The sequence below is a fragment of the Exiguobacterium sp. s150 genome (assembly GCF_018618435.1).
Lineage (GTDB): Bacteria > Bacillota > Bacilli > Exiguobacteriales > Exiguobacteriaceae > Exiguobacterium > Exiguobacterium alkaliphilum.
Genome location: NZ_JACSMC010000015.1, coordinates 13,657 through 39,110, shown reverse-complemented (window position 1 = coordinate 39,110; position 25,454 = coordinate 13,657). Strand labels below are relative to the sequence as shown.

Annotated in this window: 33 protein-coding genes and 1 pseudogene; 27 read left to right on the top strand and 7 right to left on the bottom strand. The window is 52.6% G+C overall.

Going from position 1 to position 25,454, the window contains the following annotated elements; all coding sequences use genetic code 11:
• The first annotated feature begins 69 nt into the window (after positions 1–69).
• Positions 70–1,986, top strand: coding sequence for an LTA synthase family protein (locus KNP76_RS08960; protein WP_214844252.1), 1,917 nt, complete (start codon positions 70–72; stop codon positions 1,984–1,986).
• Between the two features lie 76 nt (positions 1,987–2,062).
• On the opposite strand, the gene KNP76_RS08955 is transcribed toward KNP76_RS08960, so the two are convergent.
• The gene (locus tag KNP76_RS08955) at positions 2,063–2,242 is read right to left on the bottom strand and encodes a DUF2759 domain-containing protein (RefSeq protein ID WP_034805892.1); all 180 of its coding nucleotides are present in this window, start codon (positions 2,240–2,242) and stop codon (positions 2,063–2,065) included.
• Between the two features lie 157 nt (positions 2,243–2,399).
• On the opposite strand from KNP76_RS08955, the gene KNP76_RS08950 reads away from it, so the two are divergent.
• Complete coding sequence (locus KNP76_RS08950) at positions 2,400–3,020, top strand: MBL fold metallo-hydrolase (protein WP_034805894.1); 621 nt, start codon at positions 2,400–2,402, stop codon at positions 3,018–3,020.
• Between the two features lie 37 nt (positions 3,021–3,057).
• Here KNP76_RS08950 and KNP76_RS08945 read toward each other — a convergent pair whose 3' ends face one another.
• Positions 3,058–3,321, bottom strand: coding sequence for a DUF2626 domain-containing protein (locus KNP76_RS08945; protein ID WP_034805897.1), 264 nt, complete (start codon positions 3,319–3,321; stop codon positions 3,058–3,060).
• Positions 3,322–3,573: 252 nt separating this feature from the next.
• On the opposite strand from KNP76_RS08945, the gene KNP76_RS08940 reads away from it, so the two are divergent.
• The 13 genes from KNP76_RS08940 to gcvPB all read left to right on the top strand — a co-directional run bounded on the left by KNP76_RS08940 (position 3,574) and on the right by gcvPB (position 12,327).
• The gene (locus tag KNP76_RS08940) at positions 3,574–3,960 is read left to right on the top strand and encodes a Spx/MgsR family RNA polymerase-binding regulatory protein (protein ID WP_034805899.1); all 387 of its coding nucleotides are present in this window, start codon (positions 3,574–3,576) and stop codon (positions 3,958–3,960) included.
• A gap of 58 nt (positions 3,961–4,018) precedes the next feature.
• Entirely contained in the window at positions 4,019–4,837 is an 819-nt protein-coding gene (locus KNP76_RS08935; protein WP_214844249.1) for an ATPase, T2SS/T4P/T4SS family, read from the top strand.
• The gene (locus KNP76_RS08930; protein WP_251137409.1) at positions 4,825–5,781 is read left to right on the top strand and encodes a type II secretion system F family protein; all 957 of its coding nucleotides are present in this window, start codon (positions 4,825–4,827) and stop codon (positions 5,779–5,781) included. The genes KNP76_RS08935 and KNP76_RS08930 overlap by 13 nt, the downstream gene beginning before the upstream one ends.
• Positions 5,782–5,793: 12 nt before the next feature.
• A complete protein-coding gene (locus KNP76_RS08925) occupies positions 5,794–6,105 on the top strand; it encodes a prepilin-type N-terminal cleavage/methylation domain-containing protein (RefSeq protein WP_034805903.1) in 312 nt (103 codons plus the stop codon).
• Positions 6,102–6,539: a prepilin-type N-terminal cleavage/methylation domain-containing protein gene (locus KNP76_RS08920; RefSeq protein ID WP_034805905.1), complete on the top strand. Its 438-nt coding sequence runs from the start codon at positions 6,102–6,104 to the stop codon at positions 6,537–6,539. The genes KNP76_RS08925 and KNP76_RS08920 overlap by 4 nt, the downstream gene beginning before the upstream one ends.
• On the top strand, positions 6,526–6,762 hold the full coding sequence (locus tag KNP76_RS08915) for a hypothetical protein (protein ID WP_034818095.1): 237 nt from the start codon (positions 6,526–6,528) through the stop codon (positions 6,760–6,762). The genes KNP76_RS08920 and KNP76_RS08915 overlap by 14 nt, the downstream gene beginning before the upstream one ends.
• Positions 6,698–7,192: a hypothetical protein gene (locus KNP76_RS08910; protein ID WP_156028828.1), complete on the top strand. Its 495-nt coding sequence runs from the start codon at positions 6,698–6,700 to the stop codon at positions 7,190–7,192. Before KNP76_RS08915 ends, KNP76_RS08910 begins: the two co-directional genes overlap by 65 nt.
• A gap of 5 nt (positions 7,193–7,197) precedes the next feature.
• Positions 7,198–7,458 carry a hypothetical protein gene (locus KNP76_RS08905; protein ID WP_156028829.1) on the top strand — a complete coding sequence of 87 codons (261 nt, stop codon included), beginning with the start codon at positions 7,198–7,200 and terminating at the stop codon, positions 7,456–7,458.
• On the top strand, positions 7,451–7,936 hold the full coding sequence (locus KNP76_RS08900; RefSeq protein WP_251137408.1) for a shikimate kinase: 486 nt from the start codon (positions 7,451–7,453) through the stop codon (positions 7,934–7,936). The genes KNP76_RS08905 and KNP76_RS08900 overlap by 8 nt, the downstream gene beginning before the upstream one ends.
• Complete coding sequence (locus tag KNP76_RS08895; RefSeq protein ID WP_214844240.1) at positions 7,933–8,271, top strand: hypothetical protein; 339 nt, start codon at positions 7,933–7,935, stop codon at positions 8,269–8,271. Before KNP76_RS08900 ends, KNP76_RS08895 begins: the two co-directional genes overlap by 4 nt.
• Positions 8,272–8,419: 148 nt before the next feature.
• Positions 8,420–9,493 carry a glycine cleavage system aminomethyltransferase GcvT gene (gcvT, locus tag KNP76_RS08890; protein WP_034818103.1) on the top strand — a complete coding sequence of 358 codons (1,074 nt, stop codon included), beginning with the start codon at positions 8,420–8,422 and terminating at the stop codon, positions 9,491–9,493.
• Positions 9,494–9,517: 24 nt separating this feature from the next.
• Positions 9,518–10,852, top strand: coding sequence for an aminomethyl-transferring glycine dehydrogenase subunit GcvPA (gene gcvPA, locus KNP76_RS08885; protein ID WP_214844285.1), 1,335 nt, complete (start codon positions 9,518–9,520; stop codon positions 10,850–10,852).
• Positions 10,852–12,327, top strand: coding sequence for an aminomethyl-transferring glycine dehydrogenase subunit GcvPB (gcvPB, locus tag KNP76_RS08880; protein ID WP_034818104.1), 1,476 nt, complete (start codon positions 10,852–10,854; stop codon positions 12,325–12,327). The genes gcvPA and gcvPB overlap by 1 nt, the downstream gene beginning before the upstream one ends.
• A gap of 90 nt (positions 12,328–12,417) precedes the next feature.
• Here the strand turns inward: gcvPB and KNP76_RS08875 are convergent, their stop codons facing one another.
• The gene (locus KNP76_RS08875) at positions 12,418–12,798 is read right to left on the bottom strand and encodes a rhodanese-like domain-containing protein (protein WP_081825815.1); all 381 of its coding nucleotides are present in this window, start codon (positions 12,796–12,798) and stop codon (positions 12,418–12,420) included.
• Between the two features lie 163 nt (positions 12,799–12,961).
• Between KNP76_RS08875 and mntR the strand changes: the two genes are divergently transcribed.
• Complete coding sequence (gene mntR, locus KNP76_RS08870; protein WP_034805927.1) at positions 12,962–13,393, top strand: transcriptional regulator MntR; 432 nt, start codon at positions 12,962–12,964, stop codon at positions 13,391–13,393.
• A gap of 167 nt (positions 13,394–13,560) precedes the next feature.
• Positions 13,561–14,088: a hypoxanthine phosphoribosyltransferase gene (gene hpt, locus KNP76_RS08865; protein WP_214844238.1), complete on the top strand. Its 528-nt coding sequence runs from the start codon at positions 13,561–13,563 to the stop codon at positions 14,086–14,088.
• 36 nt (positions 14,089–14,124) lie between these two features.
• On the opposite strand, the gene KNP76_RS08860 is transcribed toward hpt, so the two are convergent.
• A complete protein-coding gene (locus tag KNP76_RS08860) occupies positions 14,125–14,535 on the bottom strand; it encodes an SA1362 family protein (protein ID WP_034805933.1) in 411 nt (136 codons plus the stop codon).
• Between the two features lie 15 nt (positions 14,536–14,550).
• Positions 14,551–15,492 (bottom strand): DUF1385 domain-containing protein, encoded by a 942-nt coding sequence (locus KNP76_RS08855; protein ID WP_214844236.1) that lies wholly within the window; start codon positions 15,490–15,492, stop codon positions 14,551–14,553.
• Positions 15,493–15,631: 139 nt separating this feature from the next.
• On the opposite strand from KNP76_RS08855, the gene aroQ reads away from it, so the two are divergent.
• From aroQ to KNP76_RS08805, 10 genes are all read left to right on the top strand, one after another.
• Positions 15,632–16,069 (top strand): type II 3-dehydroquinate dehydratase, encoded by a 438-nt coding sequence (gene aroQ / locus KNP76_RS08850; RefSeq protein WP_214844234.1) that lies wholly within the window; start codon positions 15,632–15,634, stop codon positions 16,067–16,069.
• The gene (locus KNP76_RS08845; RefSeq protein ID WP_034806041.1) at positions 16,065–17,132 is read left to right on the top strand and encodes a M24 family metallopeptidase; all 1,068 of its coding nucleotides are present in this window, start codon (positions 16,065–16,067) and stop codon (positions 17,130–17,132) included. Before aroQ ends, KNP76_RS08845 begins: the two co-directional genes overlap by 5 nt.
• Positions 17,133–17,161: 29 nt before the next feature.
• Positions 17,162–17,728, top strand: coding sequence for an elongation factor P (gene efp, locus KNP76_RS08840; RefSeq protein ID WP_024371514.1), 567 nt, complete (start codon positions 17,162–17,164; stop codon positions 17,726–17,728).
• A gap of 114 nt (positions 17,729–17,842) precedes the next feature.
• Positions 17,843–18,295 carry an acetyl-CoA carboxylase biotin carboxyl carrier protein gene (gene accB, locus KNP76_RS08835; RefSeq protein WP_034818107.1) on the top strand — a complete coding sequence of 151 codons (453 nt, stop codon included), beginning with the start codon at positions 17,843–17,845 and terminating at the stop codon, positions 18,293–18,295.
• Positions 18,296–18,302: 7 nt separating this feature from the next.
• Entirely contained in the window at positions 18,303–19,646 is a 1,344-nt protein-coding gene (accC, locus tag KNP76_RS08830) for an acetyl-CoA carboxylase biotin carboxylase subunit (protein ID WP_214844232.1), read from the top strand.
• Between the two features lie 113 nt (positions 19,647–19,759).
• Complete coding sequence (gene nusB / locus KNP76_RS08825) at positions 19,760–20,143, top strand: transcription antitermination factor NusB (protein WP_024371517.1); 384 nt, start codon at positions 19,760–19,762, stop codon at positions 20,141–20,143.
• 65 nt (positions 20,144–20,208) lie between these two features.
• On the top strand, positions 20,209–21,045 hold the full coding sequence (gene folD, locus KNP76_RS08820) for a bifunctional methylenetetrahydrofolate dehydrogenase/methenyltetrahydrofolate cyclohydrolase FolD (protein ID WP_034805941.1): 837 nt from the start codon (positions 20,209–20,211) through the stop codon (positions 21,043–21,045).
• Positions 21,038–22,387 carry an exodeoxyribonuclease VII large subunit gene (gene xseA, locus KNP76_RS08815; RefSeq protein WP_214844230.1) on the top strand — a complete coding sequence of 450 codons (1,350 nt, stop codon included), beginning with the start codon at positions 21,038–21,040 and terminating at the stop codon, positions 22,385–22,387. Before folD ends, xseA begins: the two co-directional genes overlap by 8 nt.
• Complete coding sequence (gene xseB, locus KNP76_RS08810; protein WP_034805943.1) at positions 22,356–22,586, top strand: exodeoxyribonuclease VII small subunit; 231 nt, start codon at positions 22,356–22,358, stop codon at positions 22,584–22,586. Before xseA ends, xseB begins: the two co-directional genes overlap by 32 nt.
• Positions 22,583–23,452: a polyprenyl synthetase family protein gene (locus KNP76_RS08805; RefSeq protein ID WP_214844229.1), complete on the top strand. Its 870-nt coding sequence runs from the start codon at positions 22,583–22,585 to the stop codon at positions 23,450–23,452. The genes xseB and KNP76_RS08805 overlap by 4 nt, the downstream gene beginning before the upstream one ends.
• Here KNP76_RS08805 and KNP76_RS08800 read toward each other — a convergent pair.
• Together KNP76_RS08800 and KNP76_RS08795 are read right to left on the bottom strand one after the other, a co-directional pair.
• A pseudogene (locus tag KNP76_RS08800) lies at positions 23,451–23,996 on the bottom strand (type IV secretory system conjugative DNA transfer family protein); the annotation flags it as partial. The gene KNP76_RS08805 and the pseudogene KNP76_RS08800 sit on opposite strands and share 2 nt — an antisense overlap.
• A gap of 308 nt (positions 23,997–24,304) precedes the next feature.
• Positions 24,305–25,405: a hypothetical protein gene (locus tag KNP76_RS08795; RefSeq protein ID WP_214844225.1), complete on the bottom strand. Its 1,101-nt coding sequence runs from the start codon at positions 25,403–25,405 to the stop codon at positions 24,305–24,307.
• Positions 25,406–25,454: the final 49 nt, after the last annotated feature.

The following is a 25,454-nucleotide window of genomic DNA, read 5'->3' as shown; positions in this document are numbered from 1 at the left end:
AGAACAAACTATACACGAACCTCATACGACTGCGGTCGTTAAAAACTGAAAAGAGGAGGAGACCGTCAGATGAAGTCATCTCAACGCTTCTCGAAGCTCACTATGCGACTGAATGAAACGGTCCGCGCTTCGTTTCAAGAATATCGTTTATTCTGGATTTTTACTTTATTGCTTTGGACGAAGACGTACATCGTATACCAATTTTTCTTCAACATTCCGATTGAAAACACGGCGCAAGCCTTCATTTTACTAATCAGCCCGATTAGTTCGACGCTGTTCCTGTTCGCGTTCAGCTTCTTCTTCAAAGGCAGTAAACAAAAATGGGTGATTTTCACGCTCTATGCGTTCGCCTCGTTTATCTTGTTTGCGGATGCTGTCTATTATCGGGAGTTCACAGACTACTTGACGATGCCGGTCATCTTGCAACCGTCGAACATGGAGACGTTGTCGACATCGTTCACGTCATTGCTTGAATGGAAGGACTTGATCATCCTTGGCGATGTGCTCGTGTTGCCGTTCATCCTTTGGAAAGTGAACACGCGTCAGAACGCGGCATCCCATCGACGTGCGCTCGTCACATTCGTGGCGGCCGTCGCGGTGTTCCTCTTCAACTTGTCGCTCGCGGAGACGGAACGCCCAGAGCTCTTGACACGTTCGTTCGACCGCGAACTGCTCGTCAAAAACATCGGGACGTTCAACTTCCACGTGTACGACGCGATGCTCCAGACGAAGACGTCGGCGCAAAAAGCGATGGCAGATGGGTCGGAGCTTGCTGAAATCGAACAGTTCACCCGTCAAAACTATGCGGCGCCGGACCCGGAGCTGTTCGGGAAGTATAAGGGCAAGAACGTCATCGTCGTCTCATTCGAGTCGGCTCAAAACTTCACCCACAACATGAAGGCTTCAAACGGCGAGTACATCACGCCGAACTTGAACAAACTGATTGAAGAGTCACACTTCTGGCCGAACTATTATCACACGGTCGGACAAGGCAAGACGTCCGATGCCGAGTTCGCCCTCGACAATTCGCTCTACGGACTTCCGCGCGGAGCCGTCTACTTCACGAACGCCGATAACGAATATCAGGCCCTTCCTGAAGTGATCAAAGAAGATAATTATTATTCGGCCGTGTTCCATGCGAACAACAAATCGTTCTGGAACCGCGACCATATGTATAAGAACGTCGGGGTCGACGAATTCTTTGACGAGAAGAGCTATGACCTTGGGAACCCAGAAGACATGACCGAGTGGGGACTGCTCGATGATAGTTTCTTCGAACAGTCGATTCCGATGCTTGAAGAGCTTCCGCAACCGTTCTATGCAAAGTTCATCACGCTCACGAACCATTTCCCTTACACGATGCCGAGCGAAGACTATGAGCTCGTGCCGAAGTTCGAGACGAACTCGACGACGCTCAACAACTTCCCGCAGGCGCTCGCCTATCAGGACTATGCGCTCGGGCTGTTCATCGACGGGTTGAAGGCGAACGGCATGTGGGACGACACGATCTTCATCGTCTACGGGGACCATTATGGCATTTCGACGAACCACAACGCCGCGATGGCTGACTTGCTCGGGAAAGAAGAATTGACGCCGTATGACGTGGCGAAACTTCAACAAGTGCCATTCGTCGTCCACCTACCTGACCAAACAAAAGGTGAAGTGCATGAAACGATCGGCAGTCATGTTGATATGAAACCGACAATTCTCCACTTGTTAGGCATGGATACGTCCGAGTTGATCGGATTCGGAAACGACCTGTTCTCGAAAGAACGGAACAGTCGCGCCATCTTCCGGGACGGCACCGTGTTGACCGATGAGTACGTTTGGACGCAATCGACATGTTATGATGCGCAGACAGGCGAAGTCGTCGAGGACGCTTCGCTCTGTGGACCAGTCAACGAAGAGGCAGAGTCGATTCTACAGATGAACGATGATTTGATTTACTCCGATTTGCTGCGTTTCAAAGAACAGTCGAATAACTGATTGAGGAAAGCGTCGTCCGTTCGGACGACGCTTTTACTGTACAAAAAAACGACCGAAGTCGTTTTTTAGTAATTCATTAGCTTGGAATTCCACCGTAAATCAATGTCGCGATACCGAAAAAACCGAAGACGAGCACGGTGACGGCTGCAAAGGCGAGTGGAAAGAATTGACGCTTCTTGAATGAACGGGCCATTCCCCAAATCGCAACGAGTGCCACGATGAGTGAGATCCATCCAAATGGCTCATACAAATGCATGACGAGTTCCCCCTTTATTATACGTCATGAAATTCATAAAAATTTCACTGAAATATCACTATTATTTTATCCGAAATATGTTACGCTGTCGAGCAAAGAAAGGCGCTGCTACAATTTTGCCACAATATCGATTAGAATGGATACGGAGGTGTTCATAATGAACGTTGTAAAAATCACATCCGGCTTGGCACAAGAGAACGGTTATGTCGTCGAACAGGACGGAACGGTCGTCATCATCGACCCGGGGACGGATGATAGTCGGTTCTTTGAGGCGGTCGAACGGTTCGGCGGATTACACGCCATCTTGTTGACCCACGCCCATTTCGACCATATCGGCGGCATTGATGCGTTACGCGATCGCTTTAACGTGCCCGTGTACGTCCACGAAGCAGAGCGGACGTGGTTAACCGATGACGAAAAGAACGGGGCGGCCAAATTTCATTTGCCATCCGCTTCGATGCGACCTGCGGAACGAACGTATCAAGGAAAAACACTTGAGATTGGGGCGCTCGCGTTTGAGCTGCATCACACGCCGGGACATTCACCTGGGAGTGTGACACTCTATCTTCCAAGTGACAAAATCGCGTTTTGCGGCGACTTGATCTTTAAGCAATCGGTCGGGCGCACCGATTTGTATGGCGGCGACCAGGCCACGTTGCTCGGATCGATTGACCGGCTTCGCCAACTGTTACCAAAAGAGACGGTACTCTATTCAGGTCACGGCCCGAAAACGACACTCGGGGCCGAAATCACGTCCAATCCTTTCTTTAGCCGATGAACGAAAAAAGATTGTCTCGTCATGAGACAATCTTTTTTTACATTTGGAAGTTACTCCAATACGTGAAGACGATGAAGAAGACCGTCAAATAAGCGCCAAACACGTAGACATACGTTTTTTCAGTCAGTTTCAAATAGCCGAGTGCGACGAAGAAAATAGTTTGAGCCAAAAAGACAAGACCCATAACGATAAAATCATTCGTGTAATGACTGTCGCTTTGATCTCCACCGAGCGCGCCCACGAACGCAAGCGCTGCGATCAACCCAGTCCAAAATCCAAGGACACGGTACATTCTCGCCATGTTAATCCCCCCATACGTACATTATTCCATTCTCATTCACTATTTTACCAACACATTAAAAAAAATGCTACGGAAACGTGTGAATTGAGCAAAATAATCGTGAAAAATATGTGAAATCTTATCGCTAAACAATCTTGTACAAAAAAATAAAAAAAGTTGTACAAACACTGTACATTATTGTCTAACCATTGTATAATCATCTTACACACAACATGTACGAGCGGAAACCGAACTTATAAGGAGGCAATTATAATGGCAAATGAATTGATGTTTTATACGTATCCAAGTTGTACGTCATGTCGAAAAACGAAGGCGTTTTTGCAAGAACAGCAACTCAACGTGAGTGAACGTCATATTTTCCGTGACGCTCCTTCGGTAGATGAATTGAAGACGTTGCTCACATTGTGTGACAACGGCGTCGAATCACTGCTAGCGACAAGAAGCCAGGCGTTCAAGCAATTGAACGTTGACGTCGATGATTTGAAATTGAGCGAGTTGCTTCACTTGATGAGTGAAAATCCAAAGTTGCTGAAACGTCCGATTTTGACGGACGGTAAAGAAGTCATTGTCGGATATGACAAAGTGTCAATCGAGACGTACGCACGTCGCCATGATTTAACTTCAGCTAACGTTTCATAACACAAGTCCACTTTCCTACAGGTGGGCTTTTTTTTATGCTTATCGCGAGGTGGGGACAATGCGTACAGTTACGAGGCGATTGATTGAATTGGCGCGGGAGCATCGGGCAAGTGATGTGCATTTCATGCCGAATGAGCATGATGTGGCGGTCCACTTTCGGTCTGGGACGCGGTTGGACGTGGTCGAGACGTTAGGCAGGACGGAGTATGAACGATTGACGCTACATATGAAATACTGGTGTTCATTGACGGAAACCGATCAACGGGTCCCGCAATCTGGAATGTACAATGCGGAGACGGCGATGATTCGAGTCACGTTCTTGCCGTCGTTCGAGCATACGTTAATGTCATGGCGTATGCCGAACGTGTCGTTCGATTTACATGAACTAGTGGGAAAGGAAGATCAAATGCTGTTTGAGCGATTCGCGATGATGCGACACGGACTCTTTTTAATTGGCGGAGCGACCGGGGCAGGGAAGACGACGGTGTTATACGCCTTGCTCGAGCGGATGAATCACCGACGGATTGTCACGATTGAGAACCCGCCGGAACAACCGATTACCGGTGTTATCCAATTAGAGGTGAACGCGAAGGCGGGCCTCGATCATCGCAGTCTTCTGAAAGAGACGCTGCGGGCCGACCCTGATGTCATCGTCATCGGCGAGGTTCGGACGAGCGAAGAATTGAAAGTCGCGCATGATGCAGCGCTTAGCGGGCATCTGACGATTGCGACGTTTCACACATCCACGATTGAAGACGGGGAACGCCGTCTCAGAGAGTTAGCGGGCGACATGGAAATCAATCGATACTGGTGTGTGCTTCAGCGAGGAGAGGAGATGACATGTTCATGGTCACTACCCGAGTCATGTGTGAACTGAACACGATCCGTCGATTTTTAAGGTTACAGTCACGAGGTGTCGGATTGAAAAAGGCGTTTGAGACGCTCGAGATGCATGAACGTGGAAAGCGTCGCCAAAGCGTGACGAACATGCGTGTCGCGCTCGAAGAAGGGGCGTCACTCGCCGAAGTGTTTGCGACACTCGTCTCGAACGAGCGGATGCGAGAGTTGCTCGAGACGGCGGAACGCGGACAACATTTTATTGAAGGGCTCGAGCAAGTGCTCGCCTTGTCGGAAATGCGGTCCTCCCTTGAACAGGAGTTGAAGCAGCTAGCCCGATACCCGCTCGTCATTATGACGATGTTGTTTGGTCTAGGCACGATTTACGCCCTGTATATTTTTCCTAAGCTGTTGACGATGGTCGAGCTCGAACGGTTGAGCGGCATGAACGCGATTTTGTTATCGAAGTGGTTCTTCCCGGGCTTGTTCGTCTGTTTCCTTGTTGCGGCGGCCGGTCTCTATCGTCTTGGAAAAGCCGGGGTCATCCGCATTCCGCTCATAGAGCGGGGGCAGCGACTATACGTCACGTACTTGTTCGTCAGTGAACTTTCGCTACTTCAGGACGGAGAGGCGTCAGTGCGCCACATCGTTGAGCGGTTGGCTGTAGGGGACGGCGAAGTGGCGATGATTGCGAGACGAATACATGACCGGATGTCGGCCGGCTATGAGCTTGAAGCGGCCGCGAGGGACGAACCGTTTTTAGACCACGAAGTTGTGAGTCTGTTTGGCGTCGGTTCCGTCAGCGGGGAGCTGGGTACGATGATGGCCGTCCATCGGGAACTCGTCTTTGAAGAGATGGAAAGTTATTGGAAAGAACTGATTGCCAAGGCGGAACCGGCGTTATATGGTGTGTTAACGGTCATGGTGACGATGATGTTTTATACGATTTATTTACCGGTACAACTGATTATGGGTCAACTATGAGGAGGAATTAAGATGATCAATCGGGATACGGAACGCGGTTTCACACTTGTCGAGATGGCAGCGGTCTTGTTGATTATTTCTGTTTTGTTGTTACTGCTCGTCCCGTCGATGACGGACGGGAAGAGCCGAGCCGACAGCGTCAGTTGCGAAGGGAGTGTCCGCATCGTCGAGTCAGAGATTAACCTCTATTATGCGGAGCATAAAACATATCCTGAGACTCTCGCGGTCATCAAACGCGGCGGCGCGACGGATCCACTCACGTACAGTTGTCAGTCGACGGCGTATACGTACGCGCCGGCAACAGGCACGCTCACAAAAAAATGAGGCAAGACGGCTATACGTTCATTGAGATGGCGGCGGTGCTGCTCGTCTTGTCATCGATGCTACTACTGGCAATGCCGGCGGTACGTTCGATTGACCGCCTCGCTTTAATCGACTTCACTGAAGGGCTCTTGTCCGACATCGCGGAGGTGGGCCAGTATCCTTATGTCGCCGCTGACGAGAAATGCGTGCCGCGCTTGCGCTGGTACGTGAAAGAACGGCGCTATCATATCACATGCGGATTGACGTCGATTAAGACGGTCCCAGTTCCAGATGGGATTGTGCTCAGTCTGCCGACGTCAAGCGAGATTGTGTTCTCGAAGACGGCGGCTTCGTATGCCGGGCAATGGAAATTTTCTTCAGGCACCCAATCGATCACACTAAAGTTTCGGATGGGGACGTACGAACCGGAGGTGATTCGAAGTGAGGGGTTTTGAACGAGGTGTCACGCTATGGGAGATTTGTCTGAGCCTGGCATTGCTACTTGGATGGATCGGAGTACTCGTCCCGTTTATCGTGAACGGCAATGAACGAATCGAACGATTGGAAGCGACGGTCCGGCAGTATGAAGCGTTGCAACGGGAGGTGTTGATCGATGCAGCTAACCCGAGCGGGCGAGGACGTGTCTGTGTTGAAGAGTTATGTCTGCCGACCCTTTGAGCGCGGGTACACGATGTTAGAACTGACGTTTGTACTCATGCTCGTCCCGTTGTTCGTCGGACTTCTCGTCCATCTGCTCTCGCTCGGTGAGACGTTGTATGAGCAGCCGAGAGGAAATGTGACGACGACTTCTCAGCTGTTCGTCCGTAAAGTCATCGACAGTCGGGATTGTGCCGTCAAGGACGGCCGTCTCATCGGTGTATACGTGCGTCCGGACGAGACGACGTGGTCGTGGACGTTGAAACAGATTAACGGCAACTTGGTCATGGTCGGGGACGGGGGAGGGAATCTATTATTCGTCAGAGGAATCGAACAGTATCGTGTCGAATCGGTAGGGCAGGGGTATCAAATCCGGTTCGACGATCGGCATGGGAAGCGGGAAAAATACGTGATGTGCATGAGAGCGGCTTCTTCCTCCTCTCTTCCTTGATTGTCGTGACATGGATACTTGGCGCATCGTTGTTTTGGTATACTGATATTGAACGAAGTACGGAACGGCTGTCCCGTGATATTCTCGCCATCCGGTTCGAAGCGCACTTGCTCGTGGCGAAAGCGAACTGCAAGGCGAAAGCTGCCGCCATAACGAGACCGACCGGGACAGTCTCGTGCCGACCGCTCGGGAGCGGGACGACGGAAGTCGAAATCCGGCTCGTGACGGGCGAGCGACATAAAGAGGTGATTTATTTCGATGAGTAAGCCGTTTTATATCATCGGGTTTATGGGTACAGGTAAAACAAGCGTAAAACGATATCTTGAAACAACAAATCATGTCGTCGACTTAGACGAACAGCTAGAACGACATGCCGGTATGGACATTCCGTCCTTCTTTGATCAACACGGGGAAGTTGCCTTTCGTGAACTCGAGAGTGAGCTTTTGCGATCGACGAAGGCGGAGTATATTATGACCGGCGGGGGCATCGTGGAGCGTCCGGGAAACATTGAATGGATGAAGGCGCACGGTACGGTCATTGCGCTAGATTTGCCGTTCGAATTGTGTTGGGAACGGATTCGTCATTCAAGCCGCCCGCTCGTCAAAGGCGGCAAAGAGAACGTACGCGTCTTATATGACCGTCGTCTACCGCTTTACCGGGAGGCGGATATCGTCCTCGATGCCTCACGTGGTACAGAAGACGTCGTTCGACAATTAAATCGATTGAAGGAGGAGAACGAATGATTTGGATTAACTTGGGCATCGTCGTGCTCGCGCTAGTCGGGCTCGGCTTATATGGCTTTCTTCTATACAAAAAGAAGATGGCAGGGGACATCCGTCGCGTCAAACGCCTGACCGAACGTTTTCAGATTCGGATTGGCGTGATTCAACAGTTGATTGATGAGATTAAACGTCACGTCGACACGGTGAACGCGTCCGTCGCCGAAATGAAACGGTTATCGGTCAAAGTGAAGACGGAGTCGGTCGAGCTGAAAGATGCATCGATCGGTTTGACACAAGAAATCAAACGGACCGCAGGAATTGAAAGCTCGCCCGTTTCCACTGAGAGCAAAATATGAAATAATGAGGATGAAAACGTTTTCGTTTTCCATCCTCTTTCTTTTTGGTCGTTTTAGGCTAGGCAGCAGCTGTGAAAATTGATAGAGTGATAGTGGAAACGAAATATTTCATTTGTTTTTATTTTTATGTTCGGGATTGGGGGATAATATGGAGAAAGTTACGCTTAAACGTACGCCTTTGTATGACTTGATCGCACCGAAGGCGAAAATGGTGGAGTTTGCGGGGTTTGATATGCCGATCATGTTTTCAACGATTAAAGAAGAGCATATGGCCGTCCGCGAAAATGTCGGGATGTTCGACGTCTCGCACATGGGGGAAATTCGGATCGAAGGGCCTGACGCGTTACAAAACGTCCAACGGCTCGTGACGAATGACGTGTCAAAACTTCAAATCGGCCAAGCCCAGTACAACTTGTTTTGTTTACCTGACGGCGGTGTCGTCGACGATCTGCTCGTCTATCGATTAGACGAAGACGCGTTCTGGCTCGTCGTCAACGCCTCGAATATCGAAAAAGATGTCGCGCACGTCAACGCTTACGTCGAAGGGGACGTCACTGTGACGGATGAGTCGGATGCATACGGTCAAATCGCAGTCCAAGGGCCAAAAGCAGAGGAAATCCTATCCAAATTGACGGATTTACCGCTCGCAGAGATTAAATTCTTCCGTTTCCTCACAGGAGACGTGGCTGGTGTGTCGACGATCGTCTCTAGAAGTGGTTACACCGGCGAGGATGGTTTTGAGTTATATGCGCGGGCAGAACACATCGGTCGGATTTGGTCAGCGCTCGAGAACGAGCAAGTGACACCGTGTGGGCTCGGTTCGCGTGACACGTTGCGATTTGAGGCATGTTTACCGTTATATGGCCATGAACTCGACGAGACGGTCACGCCGTTCGAGGCGAACGTGAACTTTGCGGTGAAGCTCGATACAGACTTCATCGGGAAAGACGCACTCGTGAAACAAAAAGAGGATATTCCGCGCCGGATGATTGGCTTGAAGCTGCTTGGGCGAGGCATCGCCCGTCAAGGCGCGACTGTCGAGTTTGACGGAGAGACGATTGGCGTCGTCACGACGGGTACGATGCCACCGACCGTGAACGAATCAATCGCCTGGGCTCGGATCGATCGCCGCTTCGTGGAAGAGACGCACTTCATCGTCGACGTCCGGGGGAAAAAAATAGAAGCCGAACGCGTACCGACACCGTTTTATAAACGTAAATAAACAGGGGGATTCAGAATGAACAGAATGGAATTTCGCTATTTGCCGATGACAGAACAAGATGAGCGTGACATGTTGCACACGATCGGCGTCGAGTCGATTGATAACTTGCTTGAAGACATCCCGGCCTCATTACGAGAGTCGGCATCGCTGTCAGCGATCGGGGCACCGCTCCCTGAAGTGGATCTCGTCCGTCATATGACAAAACTCGCCGAGAAAAACATGCATACGAAATCGCATCCGAGCTTCCTTGGCGCGGGCATGTACGATCATTTGTCGCCGAGCGTCATGAACCATATGTTGCTTCGCTCTGAGTTTTACACGGCATACACGCCGTACCAACCTGAAATTTCACAAGGAGAACTTCAAGCGATGTTTGAGTTTCAGACGATGATTTGTGAATTGACAGGGATGGATGTCGCCAACTCATCGATGTACGATGGCATCACGTCGCTCGCTGAGGCAACATATCTCGCGAGCGCCCACACGAAGAAAAAACGTATCGTCGTCTCGGGGGCGGTCCATCCTGAAGCGAAAGACGTGATTCGGACGTATGCTGACGGCCCAGGGCTTGACGTAGAAGTCACACCGGTCGTCGACGGCTTGACGTCGGGCGATCTCGATTTGACAGATGCCTCGTGTCTCGTCGTCCAGTACCCGAACTTCTACGGTCGAATCGAAGATTTGGCGTCGCTTGCGAAAGCGGCACACGATGCGGGGGCGCTCTTCGTCGTCTCGAGTAACCCGCTCGCGTTGGGCGTACTCGAATCACCAGGTGCGCTCGGGGCCGACATCACGGTCGGTGATGCGCAACCGTTCGGGATTCCTCAAAGTTTCGGTGGGCCATCGTGTGGTTACTTTGCCGTCAAAAAGGCACTCATGCGTAAACTGCCAGGCCGACTCGTCGGTCAGACGGTCGATGAGGACGGCAAACGTGGGTTCGTGTTGACGCTTCAGGCGCGGGAGCAACATATCCGCCGCGATAAAGCGACGTCTAACATCTGTTCGAACCAAGCGCTCAACGCCCTCGCTGCATCCATCACGATGTCGGCGCTCGGGAAGTATGGGATTCGCGACATGGCGGTCCGCAACATGCAGACGGCGCACTACATGAAAGAGTCATTGAAGGCAGCCGGTTATGCCGTGATTGATGAAGGTCCGATGTTCAACGAGTTCGTCGTCGATTTCGGTGTCGACGCCGACGACGTGTCACGCCACTTGCTCGACCATGGCATCATCGGCGGATTACCGCTCGGGACGTATGAGGCGGAGCGCCGCACACAGATGCTCGTCTGTGCGACCGAGCTCCGGACGAAAGAGGAAATTGATCAATTTGTTGAAGTGGTTGGGGGGATGAACTGATGCAACACGAACAAACGCTCATTTTTGAAGTGTCACGTGCCGGCCGGACCGGCTATAACTTGCCGACACCGACAGTACCGGAAGTGGACCTCGAGTCGCTACTACCGGCATCGATGATTCGAAAACAAACGGCTGAGCTACCGGAAGTATCTGAACTCGACGTCGTGCGCCACTATACGTCGCTCTCGACGCGGAACCATGGCGTTGACTCTGGTTTCTATCCGCTCGGGTCGTGTACGATGAAGTACAACCCGAAAGTGAATGAAGACATGGCACGTCTTCCTGGCTTCGCCCACATCCACCCGCTCCAACCGGTCGAATCGGTTCAAGGGGCGCTCGAGATGATGGTCGATCTTCAAGACAAGCTCGCTGAAATCACGGGAATGGACGAAGTGACGCTTCAACCGGCCGCAGGTGCCCACGGGGAATGGACGGGCCTCATGCTCATTAAAGCGTTCCATCATCATAACGGGGACATGCAGCGGACGAAAGTACTCGTACCGGACTCTGCTCACGGTACGAACCCCGCTTCCGCTGTCGTGGCAGGATTCGAAACGGTGACGGTCAAATCGGATGCGCGTGGTCTCGTCGACTTGGACGATTTGAAAGCGAAAGTCGGGGATGACACGGCAGCGCTCATGTTGACGAACCCGAACACACTCGGCTTGTTCGAAGCGGACATTCTCGAAATTAGTAAAGTCGTCCATGAGGCGGGCGGGAAGCTGTATTACGACGGTGCCAACTCGAATGCGATTCTCGGAATCGCCCGTCCGGGGGATATGGGCTTTGACGTCGTGCACTTGAACTTGCACAAGACGTTTACAGGACCGCACGGCGGTGGTGGACCGGGATCGGGTCCGGTCGGTGTCAAGCGGGACTTGATACCATACTTGCCGACGCCGATCGTCCGAAAAGCGGAATCGGGCTACACGCTCGACTATGACCGTCCGCAGTCGATTGGCCGAATCAAACCGTTCTACGGAAACTTTGGGATCAACGTCCGGGCGTATAGTTACATCAAGACGATGGGCGCGGAAGGATTGACGCGCGTGTCGCGTGAAGCAGTCTTGAACGCTAATTACATGTTCGCCCGATTGAAGGACGCGTTCGACGTGCCGTACGACACGTATTGCAAACACGAGTTCGTCTTGTCCGGCAAACGTCAAAAAGCGCTCGGCGTCCGTACGCTCGATATCGCCAAACGCTTGCTCGACTTCGGCTATCACCCGCCGACGATTTACTTCCCGCTCAACGTCGAGGAGTGCATCATGGTCGAGCCGACGGAGACCGAGTCGAAAGAGACGCTCGACGCATTCTGTGACGCGATGCTCCAAATTGTGAAGGAAGCAGAAGAGAATCCTGAAATCGTCCAGACGGCGCCGCATACGACCGTCGTCAAGCGACTCGACGAGACGCTCGCTGCCCGGAAGCCAGTGCTCAAATATGAGCACCGACAGCCTTCATCAATCAATTGACCAATGAAACGAGGCCCGCTCCCGTCAAGAGAGTGGACCTCGTCCTAAAAAAACGGCCGATCCTCTGCGATGAGAATCGGCCGTTTTGGCTTAATCTTTTTTGATTTTGCCTTTCCAGTTCTTGAATCCGCCTTCGAGCATATAGACGTCCGTGAATCCGTTCTTCAATAGCAGCTTGGCCGCCTGGTTCGTCCGGGACTTCCCTTGGCAGTACATGAGGATCGGTTGGTCCTTACGAAGTTCTTTCATGCGTAATTTCATCTGACCGACGGGGATGTTCCGCGCGCCGATGATGTGACCACCTTTGTATTCGTTCGGTTCGCGGACATCAATCAATTGTCCTTTTCGGAGCGAGGCCCGGAATTCTTCTTGCTTCATCTTTTTCAAACCACGTGCTGGCATGAAGCGCCATACGATGTATGCGATGAGTGCACCCCATAGGATGATGACGAGGATTGTTTCGATTCCCATTATTGTTCTTCCTTTCTCTACTTGAGTTACCACCATTCATTATAAAGAAGATAAGGTCATGAGACAATGATTGACTCACGGATTTCCGCCTCGCGCTTTCGGTTTATGGGTCGTTACGCTAAAATAAAGATTGGAGAATGGAACTGAAGGGGAGGCCACGCCCATGCCGACACCGAGTATGGAAGATTATTTAGAACGAATCTATTTATTGATGGAGGAAAAAGGGTACGCCCGAGTATCCGATATCGCGGAACATTTAGGGGTGCACCCTTCTTCAGTCACGAAGATGGTCCAAAAGCTCGACCGAGAAGACTATTTGGTTTACGAAAAATATCGCGGCCTCATGTTGACGCATAAAGGTCAAAAGATTGGAAAGCGGCTTGTCGAGCGCCATACGATGTTGGAATCGTTTCTCCGGCTCATTGGAGCAGACGAAGCGCACGTCTATGAAGACGTTGAAGGAATCGAGCATCACTTGAGTTCGGATACCCTCGACTGTATGACGGGATTCGTGGAGTTTTTCGAGGATAAGCCGGAATTGATGGAGCAGTTTCATGAGTTCCAGCAACATCGTCGCACCCAAGATGAATCATGAAAGTGAGGTATCGGTCGTGGGACCGGTGCCTTTTTTGATGGATACCCTTCTAAAACCGAACATTAAAAATAAATTTAAGAATAACATCTGGTTTTTTACTAGTGTTGTGATAGAATGGGGGCTGGATAGATTGAAGAGGGGGTGACGGCGCGCGATGCGCCGACATGATGAATATTCAGATTAAAGGAAAATTATTTGATGAGGATCAGATTAAACACCGTGTGCGCGAACTTGCAGAGCAGATTGAACGGGATGCGGCGGGGACGCCGATCGTTCTTGTTGCCGTCCTTAAAGGGTCGATGGTGTTTGCGGCTGACTTGATGCGACAGATGAACGGGAGCGTCCAACTCGATACGGTCGCGGCGTCTTCATACGGCAAAAAGTCAGTCTCGAGCGGCAACGTCCAATTACGAAAAGATCTCGACTTGGATGTCGAAGGCAAATACGTCGTCATCATCGAAGACATCATCGACACGGGTCAAACACTGAAATTCTTATGTCAGCACATGTCGCTCCATCAACCGGGCGAGTTGAAAATCTGTACGCTTCTCGACAAGCCGGCCCGTCGACTCGTCACACTCGACGCGGATTATGTCGGTTTTGAGATTCCGGATGAGTTCGTCATCGGCTATGGGATTGATTACGCCGAGCAGTATCGCAACTTGCCTTACATCGGTTTCGTGGAGACGGACTAAAAAACAGGAGGGACACATGATTGTGTCGCCTCCTGTTTACATATTCGCTTTTTTCTTCTTCTTGCCCTTTTTGCCTTCGATGACGGTGAGTTGCGGTCTGTCCGTTCGATTCAAGGACGGGCGTTTTGACAGTTTCGTCACGTTCGATCCAGGCTTTTGCTTCACTTTTTTCTTCGCGGCCGCCGAAGGTTTCACTTGAGGGCTGTTCGGACGCTGCATCCGCTTTTTCGAGGCTTGGGCCGTCTTGCGGTAACGCATGTCTTCAGCCGAGATTTTAGGCGCCATGAACACTTTGTAAATCACATAAAAGATTAACCCGAAAATACCGATGAAAAGCAACTGTCTGAACAAACGACCGGGGTCGGTCGCGAGCATGTGCCCGACACCGATGAAGCCTAAGATGAACACGATGGTCGCTGCGGTCGAGCCGATTCTTTGTCTGATCATGGCGTTTCCTCCTCTTTAACCCTCTCTTTTAACGTCCGGTTGAACGGTTTCGGCGCGCTCCCACGTCTCGAACGCCTCGATGGCGACTTGGATTTGTTCATCGTTTGGCTCACGTGTTGTCAACAACTGAAGTGAGAGGCCGGGTTTGCCGAGAACCGACAAATAACGATGATCGCGGAAACGGTTCGTGAATTGAAGTACTTCGAATGAGATGCCGATGACGACCGGCAACAGTGCGATGCGGCTGACGAGTCGGACCCAGAGCGGGTCAATCGGCACAATCATATAGACGCCGATGCCGACGAACACGGTGAACAAGATGAAGCTCGAACCGCAACGATAGTGCAGTCGTGAGCTCGCGCGAACGTTCTCGACCGTAATCGGTCGACCGGACTCGTAACAATTGATGACTTTATGCTCGGCACCGTGATACTGAAACACGCGCTTGATGAGCGGAGTCAAGGAAATCAAGTAGAGATAACTGAGCAGTAATACTAATTTTATTCCCCCTTCGAGGAGGTTTTGAATCACGTGTCCGGACAATGCCGGCACGCTTTGAAACATGGCGGCCAATAATGCCGGGGTGACGTTGAAGATAAGCTTCCCGAAAACGTAGGAGATGACCCCGACGATGGCAATCATGAGCACCATAAAGATGTTTTGTTTTTTCTCGGGTTTCTCGACTGCATCTTCGCTCGGGTCGACATCGTAGCGGTCACTCGCGAACGTCATGTGGGCCGAGCCGTTCTTCAACGACTCATATAACGCGACGATGCCGCGCAGAAATGGGACTTTCTTTAAAGACTGTACCCAAGGCACGAGGATGCGAGGTTGACTGAACGTCTCGATTGACCCGTTTTTACGCCGGATCGCCGAAGCGCTCTCGCTCCGTCCTTGGAACATCACACCTTCAACGAGCGCCTGCCCGCCGACGGGGATGGATGGTTTAGTTGTCATACGATTTCCTCGATTCTAGCCGTAGTATAGTTGAATTATACCGTGATTCGTTCGAAAAACGAAACCTTAGGTGACTCGATTCACGCACTGTGTCTAAATTTGTTACAATAGAAGCGACTTGACGAAGGGGGAATGTAGATTGCGTATTCTTGTGTTGAACGGACCGAATTTGAATCTGCTGGGCAGACGGGAGCCTGACGTGTACGGAAACGTATCATTGAAGGGGTTATCCAGTGAGTTGATGCTCGTTGCGCCTGATGACGTCGAGCTCACGTTCGTCCAATCGAATCATGAAGGCGCGTTACTCGATGCGTTGCACGAGGCGTTCGATTACGAAGGGGTCATCTTCAATGCCGGTGCCTACACGCATACGTCGATCGCGCTTCGAGATGCCATCGCGGCCATCTCCGCCCCTGTCGTCGAAGTACATATCTCGAACGTGCATGCCCGTGAGTCGTTTCGGCATGAATCGAAGCTTGCCGCCGTCTGTCTCGGCGTCATCAGTGGCTTCGGCTTGACGAGTTATACGCTCGCGTTGCACGCATTAATCGAACATTGGAGGAATCGCCATGATTGAACGTGTCAGTAAGTTACAACGTGAACTCGCCGCTAACGGGATTGACGGACTACTCGTGACGAAACGAGAGAACATCCGTTATTTGTCTGGCTTCACCGGGTCGAGCGGTGTCGTCTTGATCACACCGGAATCGGCAAGCTTTATTACCGATTTCCGTTATACAGAGCAAGCTGCGAGCCAAGTGAAAGGCTATTCGATCGTCGAACTCAAGACGTCGCTCGTCAAGTCGGTCGCTGAAATCGCTGCGCATGAGTCGGTGAAGCGCCTCGGAATCGAGCAAGACGATATGACGGTCGGATCGTACCGGACATATGAGAAGGAAGTGACGGCAGAGCTCGTCGAGACGTCAGGAATTGTGGAAAAGCTACGCTTGATTAAGGATGAGGCAGAGCTTAAGATAATGAAGGAAGCTGCGGCGATTGCCGATGCGGCTTTCGAACATATCCAAACGTTCATTCGTCCAGGTCGGACCGAGAAAGAAGTCGCGAACGAACTCGAGATGTTCATGCGTGGCCAAGGAGCGGACTCATCATCGTTTGATATGATCGTCGCCTCAGGATGGCGCTCAGCGCTCCCGCACGGCGTAGCGAGTGACAAGGTGATTGAAGCGGGCGAACTCGTCACGCTTGATTTCGGCGCATATTACAAAGGCTACTGTTCGGATATCACCCGGACACTCGCGGTCGGCGATATCTCGGACGAACTGCGTAACATTTACGACACGGTGCTCAAAGCGCAGCTCGCGGGCGTAGCCGGGACGAAAGCCGGCATCTCAGGAATCGAGGCGGACGCGTTGACGCGTGACGTCATCAAAGATGCCGGTTACGGGGAGTACTTCGGTCACTCGACCGGGCATGGACTCGGTATGGAAGTGCATGAGGCGCCGGGGCTGTCATTCCGCTCCGAGACGATTCTCGAGCCGGGCATGGTCGTCACGATTGAGCCGGGCATTTATATCGCGGGTGTCGGCGGTTGCCGCATCGAGGACGATGTCGTGATCACGGAGGACGGATGTGTTCGTCTCACTCAATCGCCAAAAGAGTTAATCACGATCGAGGCGTAAGCCTCGTCTGAATTTAGGAGGAAATCAACATGGTATCAGTAAACGATTTAAAAACAGGCCTCACGGTCAAAACGTCAGACGGTTCAATTTGGCAAGTCATCGAATTCCAACACGTCAAGCCAGGTAAAGGCGCTGCCTTCGTTCGGACGAAGATGCGTAACTTGCGCACAGGTGCGATCCAAGAAACGACGTTCCGTGGTGGGGAACGCATCGAACGGGCTCACATCGAGCGCAAACGCATGCAGTATCTTTATCCGATGGGTGATACGTACGTGTTCATGGACAACGAATCGTACGAGCAACTCGAATTGACGAGCGAACAAGTAAAAGCGGCCCTTCCATACATGCTTGAAAACATGGAAGTGAGCATCGCGGACTACAACGGCGAGATTCTCGGTATCGAGCTCCCGACGACGGTCGTCTTGACGATCGTTGAAGCCGACCCAGGCGTCAAAGGGGATACGGCATCGAACGTCAAGAAAAACGCGACGGTCGAAACGGGCCACATCATCCAAGTGCCACTCTTCATCGAGCCAGGTGAAAAAGTCACGGTCGATACACGAACAGGCGAGTTCACAGGCCGTTATAACGGGTAAAATGAAGTGGGTCTATTCTTCGGAATGGACCCGCTTTTTTGTCGTTGCATTCACTGGTCTGACCAGTTATAGTAGAGTAGAGTTTAGTACCAGGTATAAACAGGGGGTATATTCATGCAAATCGATCATATTAAAGAGCTGATGGAATTGCTCGATCAAACGTCAATCCATGAAATGGAACTTGAGACGTCTGATTTTAAATTGTCATTGAAAAAAGAGGCGGTCCCACAAGTCGTCACACAAGCCGCGCACGCAGTCCCGGTCACGCCGGTTGCAGCACCTGTCGTTACGAACGACGTGGAAGAAGTAGCTGCACCTGTTGCCACGCCAGCCTATAAAACGATTACCTCGCCGATGGTCGGGACGTTCTATTCACGCCCGGCACCGGACAAAGAAGCGTTCGTGAACGTCGGAGACCGAGTCGAGACAGGTCAAGTCGTCTGTATTCTCGAAGCGATGAAGTTGTTTAATGACGTCGAAGCGGAAATCAGTGGCGAAATCGTCGAAGTACTCGTGGCCGACGGTGATTTGGTCGAATACGGTCAAGCGCTCTTCAGCGTGAAGTGAGGTCGCTATGAAACTACTCATTGCAAACCGTGGTGAAATCGCTGTCCGAATCATTCGAGCCGCGAAAGAATTGAATATTCCGACCGTCGCCGTCTTCTCGGAGGCAGATCGGGAGGCGCTTCATGTCAAGCTCGCGGACGAGGCGTATTGCATCGGACCGAACCCGTCGAAAGACTCGTATTTGAATATCCCGAACATTTTATCGGTCGCTTGTGCGGTCGATGCGACGATGATTCACCCGGGATATGGCTTTTTGGCGGAAAATGCGGAATTCGCCGAGATGAGCGAAGCGTGCGGCATTCAGTTCGTCGGTCCGAGCAGTTATGCGATTCGAAAGATGGGCATCAAGGACGAAGCAAAACGGACGATGATCGACTCGGGCGTCCCGGTCGTACCGGGTTCGAGCGGCGTCGTGACGGACGGGGAGGCCATCGAGCTCGCCCGTGAGATCGGCTACCCGGTCATCATCAAAGCGACAGCCGGCGGTGGCGGACGCGGGATTCGTGTCGCGTTCGATGAAGCGGAACTGATTAAAGGGCTCAGCGCGACGCGTAAAGAAGCGAAGCAGGCGTTCGGGAACGGCGATGTCTATTTAGAGAAATATATCGAATCGTTCCGTCACGTCGAAGTACAAGTGCTCGCCGATCAATATGGAAATGTCATCCACTTAGGCGAACGGGATTGTACGATTCAGCGCCGCATGCAAAAACTCGTCGAAGAAGCGCCGTCTCCGGCCATCGACGAAGCGACAAGACGGGCGATGGGCGAAGCGGCCGTCAAAGCGGCGAAGGCGATCCGGTATTCAGGTGCCGGAACGATCGAGTTCATCTACGTCCCGGAAGTGAACGAATTCTACTTCATGGAGATGAACACCCGGATTCAAGTTGAACATCCGGTGACCGAGATGATCACTGGGTTTGACCTCGTCCAAGCGCAGCTTGAGGTCGCGCTCGGTCACCCGCTCGCCATCTCGCAAGAAGACATCACTTTTTCCGGTCACTCGATTGAATGTCGCATCAACGCCGAAGACCCATTCTCGGACTTCCGGCCGATGGCTGGGAAGATCGATCAATACATCATCCCAGGCGGCATGGGGGTCCGCGTCGACAGTGGGCTCTATGCCGGTGCCGTCATCCCGCCGTTCTATGATTCGATGGTCGCGAAGTTGATCGTCCATGCCCCGACTCGGGAAGAGGCGATTGCGAAAATGCTCCGGGCCCTCGATGAATTCACGGTATCGGGCATCCATACGACGATTCCGTTCCACCAGCAAGTGATGGCGCACGAGCGTTTTAAAACCGGTTCGTTCGACACGAAATTTGTCGAAAAAGAAATGACGCTCTCGAAATAACGACTTTCAGGAAGCCCGAACATTATTTCGGGCTTCCTTGTTTTTTGTACTGAATTTATGAGTGCTTTATGCTAAACTATCACAATGAAAGCAAGCAAAAGGAGAGTATCTGAATGAAACGTCATGAAGCACGCGAAAAAGCGATTCAAACGCTTTTTCAAATCGAAGTATCAAATCTTGAGGTCGAGGACGCGATTGAGTTCGCGCTCGACGGGACAGAGTCTGACCCGTTCTATGAGCAACTCGTCACGGAGACGCTCGAGCATAAAGAAGAGATTGACGCCCTGCTCGTCGAGAACTTGAAGAACTGGCGCCTCGATCGACTCGGAAACGTCGAGCGGACGATTCTCCGTATGGCGACGTACGAGTTGCTCTACGTCGAGACGATCCCTGAAAGTGTCACGATCAACGAGGCGGTTGAACTCGCCAAATCGTTCGCAGACGAAGAAGCGGCGAAGCTCGTCAACGGCGTACTCGGCAATATCATCAAAGCGTAAATCAACTAAAAGAGAAGACACCACACCAACTACAGAGAAACCTAACATAACGGGGGATGAGAGAGATGGCAGTAGTGATCGACGGGAAACAAATCGCAACATCGTATCGGGAGACGTTGAAAGAGCGCGTTTCGGCGCTCCGCGCACGAGGCATCGTGCCGAAGCTGAAGGTCGTCCTTATCGGGGATGACCCGGCGAGCCACAGCTATGTACGCGGGAAAGAGCGGGCGGCAGCAGAGATTGGAATTGATTCACAAGTGCTTCGATTTGATGCATCGATTTCGGAACGAGAATTGCTTGAACTGATTGATTCGATGAATGACGATTCGGAATTGCATGGGATTCTTGTCCAGTTGCCGTTACCGAAACATATCGACGAGAATCGCGTCATCATGCGCATCTCGCCTGAAAAAGATGTCGACGGCTTCCATCCGGAAAACGTGGGCAAGATGATGCTCGGGCTCGAGACGTTGCTTCCATGCACGCCGCACGGGATTCTTCATCTCGCGAAAATGCAGACGGACCTCGTCGGTAAGCACGTCGTCGTCGTCGGCCGCAGTCAAATCGTTGGCAAGCCGGTCGGGATGTTGTTCTTGAATGAGTCGGCGACTGTGACATACTGTCATTCTAAGACGAAAGACCTCGGAGCGATGACGCGTCAGGCCGACATTCTCATCGTCGCTGTCGGTCGGGCCGGTCTCGTCACGAAAGACATGGTCAAACCAGGCGCCGTCGTCATCGATGTCGGGGTCAACCGTGTCGAGAACCGTCTCGTCGGTGACGTCGACTATGAGCCTGTCAAGGAAGTCGCAAGTGCCATCACCCCTGTTCCTGGTGGTGTCGGCCCGATGACGATCACGATGCTCATGCACAACACCGTCGAGGTCGCGTCTCGTGGCTAATCCGCTTCCCGTCTCCGAAGTCGTCCGTTATGTGAAACGTCAACTCGACGGGGACCCGGTGTTGCAACAAGTCGCCGTTATCGGTGAAATCTCGAATTTCAAGCGCTACGCCTCCGGTCATTGTTACTTCACGTTAAAGGACGAATCGTCGCGCATGAAAGCCGTCATGTTCGCACGTGATGCGAAGACGCTCACGTTCGACCCGACGGACGGGATGAACGTCATCGTCGTCGCCCGTGTGACGATGTATGAGTCGACCGGCGATGTGCAGTTGTACGTCGAATTGATGCGTCAAGACGGCGTTGGGCAACTGTACGAACGTTTTGAGGCGAGGAAACGCGAACTCGAGGCCAAAGGCTGGTTCGACGACGAGCGAAAACGCCCCTTGCCAGCCTTCCCGGAACGAATCGGGATCGTGACGTCGCCAAAAGGCGCCGCGCTTCATGATATCGCCACGACGCTCAGACGTCGGGCTCCACACGTCGCCATCACGTTCGCTCCGGTCGCCGTCCAAGGTGCGACGTCGGCCCCGCAAGTAGCGAACGCGATTCGCTGGATGAATGAGCGGACCGACTGTGACGTCTTGATCGTCGGCCGAGGCGGTGGCTCGATTGAAGAGCTATGGGCGTTCAATGAAGACGCGGTCGTCGAGGCGATCTTTGAATCGGACATCCCCGTCATCTCCGCCGTCGGTCATGAGACGGACTTCACGCTAGCCGATTTCGTAGCGGACGTCCGAGCGGCGACGCCGACGGCAGCAGCGGAACTTGCCACGGCGACGATTGAGGCGCAGCGGAAAGATGTGGAGCGGCTCGGACTTCAACTCCATCGTGTCGTCACGACGCAAGTGGCATCGTTACGTGAACGCGTGGAACGCATGCAACAAAGCTATGGGCTGAAGTCTCCGCGATATACGATTCTTCAAAAGCGGGAACGTTTTTCGCAAGCGGAGATTCGGCTCGAGCAAGGCGTGTTGAAACAAATGGCGACGGCCCGGCATCAACTCGTCCATTCAAGCCAACGTTTAGATGTCCGCAACTTGCAACACGTGTTCCGGGCCCAACAGGACCGTTTCGGCCAGTTTGAAGAACGGCTCGCCCGACTCCGGCCTCTCGAGCGCCCGACAGACCAATTCGCTCGTCTAACGGGGCGGCTCGCATCCGTCAGCCCGCTCGCCGTGTTGGCGCGCGGCTACACTCTCGTCGAACAAGACGGTTCTTACGTGAAAGATGTCAAACAACTACATGACGGCCTCGTGACGATCCGCTTTCGAGATGGTCACGCCGTCGCGGAAGTGAAGGAGAGACACGATGGCGAAGAAACAAGAAGAACAGACGTTTGAGGCGGCACTCGCCCGCCTTGAAGACATTGTAGCGAAGCTTGAGGCTGGTGACGTCGCGCTGGAAGAAGCGATGACACTTTATGAGGAAGGTGTGCGTTTATCCGCCTTCTGTCAGGCGAAGCTCGCGGCAGCCGAGAAGAAGATGGACGAGATTCTCGAACTTGACGGGACGCTCCGTGAGAAAGGAGGTCCGGCATGAAGACGTTACAATTGTGGAAGCACGAAGTCGAACGCTCGCTTGACGTGTTCAATGAACGCGAATCGATGCCGGCTCGACTTCACGATGCGATGATGTACTCGCTCGAGGCGGGAGGGAAACGAATTCGCCCGGCACTCGTCTACGCCGTCCTAGAGACGTATGACCGTCCACTCTCGCTCGGTGCCGAAGTGGCCGCCGCACTCGAGATGGTGCATACGTACTCGCTCATCCATGACGACTTGCCGGCGATGGACGATGACGATGTCCGCCGCGGACGTCCGACGAACCATCGTCAATTCGACGAGGCGACGGCGATTTTAGCCGGTGATGCCTTGTTGACCGATTCGTTCCGCATCCTCGCCGAAACGAAACTCGAGGCACACAAAGTGGTCGAATTGATCGGTTTGTTCAGTCAGGCGGCCGGGAGTCGCGGCATGGTCGGTGGACAGCTCGACGATATGCTCGCAGAAAAACGAGCCGACGTATCGCTTGAGACGCTTCAGTCGATTCATGAGCGGAAGACCGGTGCGCTTCTCGTCTACGCGCTTGAAGCGGGTGCCGTTTTAGCCGACGTTCTCCCGTCCGATCGCGCAGCATTAAAGGCGTTCGGTCGACACCTCGGAATTGCGTTCCAAATCCAAGACGATATTTTGGACGTCGAAGGTGACGAGGCCGTCATCGGGAAGCGAGTCGGATCGGACGAACAGAACGATAAGACGACGTATCCGAAACTTCTAGGCCTTGACGGCGCGAAACTTGCGCTCGCACGAGAGGTCGAGTTGGCAGAGGCGGAACTGACGTCTTTATCGGTTAAGGCGCCGCTCTTACAGGCGATGCTTGACTTCATCGTCAAACGAAACCATTGACAAAGAGGATGAGCGCCGTGCACAGGTCGATGGATGAGTTGGCCCAGAACGGGTCCCGCGCCTTCGGATCATGGTACAACATGAACGCGACCGAGCGCGCATACTGTTGGGCGAGCGAGTAGTTCTCCTCGAGGAACGCGTCGATCGTCAGCTGCAACAGGTTGTACGACATCGATTGGAGCGGGTTCATCAGGTTCAACACCTCGACCTGATAGCCGCGTTGCTCGAGCGTCCCCTTCGAGGCGGCGAAGAGCTCGCCTTTTGGGTCGTTGATGATCAGACTCGCCTGGTCACTTGCCCGGCTGTACAGATCGATCGTCGAGAAGACGAACGTCTCGCCCTTCCCGGAACGGGTCGTCCCGATGACCAGGTTGTTGACGGGCGAATCATCGATGAACAGCTCGTTCTTGACCCGTCCGACGGGGACACCGCCCAATCCGTCATACCGTTTCTTCCGGTCCGGGACGCGGCGGTACTGTTGCTTCAGTTCATCGAACGAGGTGAAGCGGGCGCTCCCTTTCTGATTCTGTCGCAGATCCCGGAAGTTCAGCCATACCTTGCCGAACACGACCAATCCGATGAACAGACTGAACGCGATCAGTCCGATCAAGACGGTCGAAGAGGGAAGACTCACCTCCAAGAACAAAGAGGGTGAGAGCGTCGGAATCGTCGGCCCGGCCAACAGCCCGTCTTGTACGATTGGGGTCATGATTTGTCGAATGGTGTTGTAGACCCCGTTCAGCAGATAAAAAAGCCCGGCCGGTAACACCAACAGGCAGAACAGGGCGGGGAAGATCAGACGTATCGGGAATCGTGGTGACAGAGACTGAGTTCTCAATTATTTCACCTACCTTAATCTGAATAAAGAATTGTATCTAGATTAACTTCTTCTGCAGCGATAGCGGCTTGAATTTTCTCACGGGCCGAAGTGTCCTTGCTAGAGGTCTTCTTCAGTTTTTCGTTCAGTTCGTCGATAGTAGCCGTGATGTCTTGATAGGTGTCGACTTTTTCCTGAACGGCAGAATCGTTCGTTTTGGACGCCCACTTATTCGCGGACTCGATGTCCTTGAGAAAGAGATAAGCGGTCACTTTCGCAGAGACGCGGGACGCGGTCCATTCCACATTTTCCGTTTTGGCCACGGTCTCATAATCACGTTCCAGTGCGGCGATATCGAACGCGCCCTCATCGGTCGGATGTGACGCTTGGAAGTCCTGGAGCCGTTCCAATTTCTCCTTATCGGCCAGATCGAGCCCGGCCAGCTTCGTCTCGATCAGGATGGGATCATCCGTGAGCTCGAGCGCCTTCTGGTCTGCGCCTTCCGCCAGATAGAGATCAATCAATAGGGCATCTTCTTCCTCGGACCGCTCTTTTCGTTCCAGTAAATTGATTAATGAGGCTTCCTCACCTTGGAGCGCTTGGTCGTAAGCATCTAGCCACACCTGTTCGCCCCCGTTTGCCTGCTCAGCGTGTGCCTCTTTATCAATGAACCATTGGGTGGCAGTGAACAACGATGTGAAGAGAATCCCGACTGTGGCCGCTCCGTAGATAAGGCGGCGCTGTAGTCGGGTCAGGCGTGATTGATAGGTCGACGATACAATCGGATTCGATTTAGCGGACGGGCGCTTATAGTCGTCCGGTGTCTCGGACTCGATCTCGTCGAGGAGCCACATCTTCTTCGCGTTATCCTCTTTCTTCGTCCGGATCCGTTGCACCCGGTCCTTCACTTGATGATACAGGTTCGGATAGGTGCCTCCGGTCCCGAACGTGAACGTCCCTCGATAGAGCAGCTCGTCTTTCTGATCGAAGAGCCGGAAGTCACCGGAACAGTTCGTTCCTTCCTTGCTAAGGATCTGGTGCAGATCATGTGTCGCGACGACGGCATCGGCGAAGGTGAGCCGCTCATAGTTCTGGATCCGCGTGTCCGGCACGTCGGTGAATCGTACAAACAGCATCTCGTTCCTCCTCTCGTTTCAAGCAACAAAAAAAGCCTTCCGATTGGAA

What these genes read in the sequence shown, in the direction of transcription:
- KNP76_RS08875 (WP_081825815.1), bottom strand. Translation starts at nt 12,798, where the DNA reads ATGGGAATCGAAACAATCCTCGTCATCATCCTATGGGGTGCACTCATC.
- KNP76_RS08930 (WP_251137409.1), top strand. Translation starts at nt 4,825, where the DNA reads ATGTGTGAACTGAACACGATCCGTCGATTTTTAAGGTTACAGTCACGA.
- efp (WP_024371514.1), top strand. Translation starts at nt 17,162, where the DNA reads ATGGTATCAGTAAACGATTTAAAAACAGGCCTCACGGTCAAAACGTCA.
- KNP76_RS08795 (WP_214844225.1), bottom strand. Translation starts at nt 25,405, where the DNA reads ATGCTGTTTGTACGATTCACCGACGTGCCGGACACGCGGATCCAGAAC.
- accB (WP_034818107.1), top strand. Translation starts at nt 17,843, where the DNA reads ATGCAAATCGATCATATTAAAGAGCTGATGGAATTGCTCGATCAAACG.
- xseB (WP_034805943.1), top strand. Translation starts at nt 22,356, where the DNA reads ATGGCGAAGAAACAAGAAGAACAGACGTTTGAGGCGGCACTCGCCCGC.
- KNP76_RS08935 (WP_214844249.1), top strand. Translation starts at nt 4,019, where the DNA reads ATGCGTACAGTTACGAGGCGATTGATTGAATTGGCGCGGGAGCATCGG.
- KNP76_RS08900 (WP_251137408.1), top strand. Translation starts at nt 7,451, where the DNA reads ATGAGTAAGCCGTTTTATATCATCGGGTTTATGGGTACAGGTAAAACA.
- KNP76_RS08925 (WP_034805903.1), top strand. Translation starts at nt 5,794, where the DNA reads ATGATCAATCGGGATACGGAACGCGGTTTCACACTTGTCGAGATGGCA.
- KNP76_RS08955 (WP_034805892.1), bottom strand. Translation starts at nt 2,242, where the DNA reads ATGCATTTGTATGAGCCATTTGGATGGATCTCACTCATCGTGGCACTC.
- KNP76_RS08860 (WP_034805933.1), bottom strand. Translation starts at nt 14,535, where the DNA reads ATGATCAGACAAAGAATCGGCTCGACCGCAGCGACCATCGTGTTCATC.
- KNP76_RS08805 (WP_214844229.1), top strand. Translation starts at nt 22,583, where the DNA reads ATGAAGACGTTACAATTGTGGAAGCACGAAGTCGAACGCTCGCTTGAC.
- KNP76_RS08940 (WP_034805899.1), top strand. Translation starts at nt 3,574, where the DNA reads ATGGCAAATGAATTGATGTTTTATACGTATCCAAGTTGTACGTCATGT.
- KNP76_RS08895 (WP_214844240.1), top strand. Translation starts at nt 7,933, where the DNA reads ATGATTTGGATTAACTTGGGCATCGTCGTGCTCGCGCTAGTCGGGCTC.
- gcvPB (WP_034818104.1), top strand. Translation starts at nt 10,852, where the DNA reads ATGCAACACGAACAAACGCTCATTTTTGAAGTGTCACGTGCCGGCCGG.
- gcvT (WP_034818103.1), top strand. Translation starts at nt 8,420, where the DNA reads ATGGAGAAAGTTACGCTTAAACGTACGCCTTTGTATGACTTGATCGCA.
- KNP76_RS08960 (WP_214844252.1), top strand. Translation starts at nt 70, where the DNA reads ATGAAGTCATCTCAACGCTTCTCGAAGCTCACTATGCGACTGAATGAA.
- KNP76_RS08855 (WP_214844236.1), bottom strand. Translation starts at nt 15,492, where the DNA reads ATGACAACTAAACCATCCATCCCCGTCGGCGGGCAGGCGCTCGTTGAA.
- KNP76_RS08945 (WP_034805897.1), bottom strand. Translation starts at nt 3,321, where the DNA reads ATGGCGAGAATGTACCGTGTCCTTGGATTTTGGACTGGGTTGATCGCA.
- gcvPA (WP_214844285.1), top strand. Translation starts at nt 9,518, where the DNA reads ATGGAATTTCGCTATTTGCCGATGACAGAACAAGATGAGCGTGACATG.
- KNP76_RS08950 (WP_034805894.1), top strand. Translation starts at nt 2,400, where the DNA reads ATGAACGTTGTAAAAATCACATCCGGCTTGGCACAAGAGAACGGTTAT.
- KNP76_RS08910 (WP_156028828.1), top strand. Translation starts at nt 6,698, where the DNA reads ATGCAGCTAACCCGAGCGGGCGAGGACGTGTCTGTGTTGAAGAGTTAT.
- hpt (WP_214844238.1), top strand. Translation starts at nt 13,561, where the DNA reads ATGAATATTCAGATTAAAGGAAAATTATTTGATGAGGATCAGATTAAA.
- folD (WP_034805941.1), top strand. Translation starts at nt 20,209, where the DNA reads ATGGCAGTAGTGATCGACGGGAAACAAATCGCAACATCGTATCGGGAG.
- accC (WP_214844232.1), top strand. Translation starts at nt 18,303, where the DNA reads ATGAAACTACTCATTGCAAACCGTGGTGAAATCGCTGTCCGAATCATT.
- KNP76_RS08920 (WP_034805905.1), top strand. Translation starts at nt 6,102, where the DNA reads ATGAGGCAAGACGGCTATACGTTCATTGAGATGGCGGCGGTGCTGCTC.
- mntR (WP_034805927.1), top strand. Translation starts at nt 12,962, where the DNA reads ATGCCGACACCGAGTATGGAAGATTATTTAGAACGAATCTATTTATTG.
- nusB (WP_024371517.1), top strand. Translation starts at nt 19,760, where the DNA reads ATGAAACGTCATGAAGCACGCGAAAAAGCGATTCAAACGCTTTTTCAA.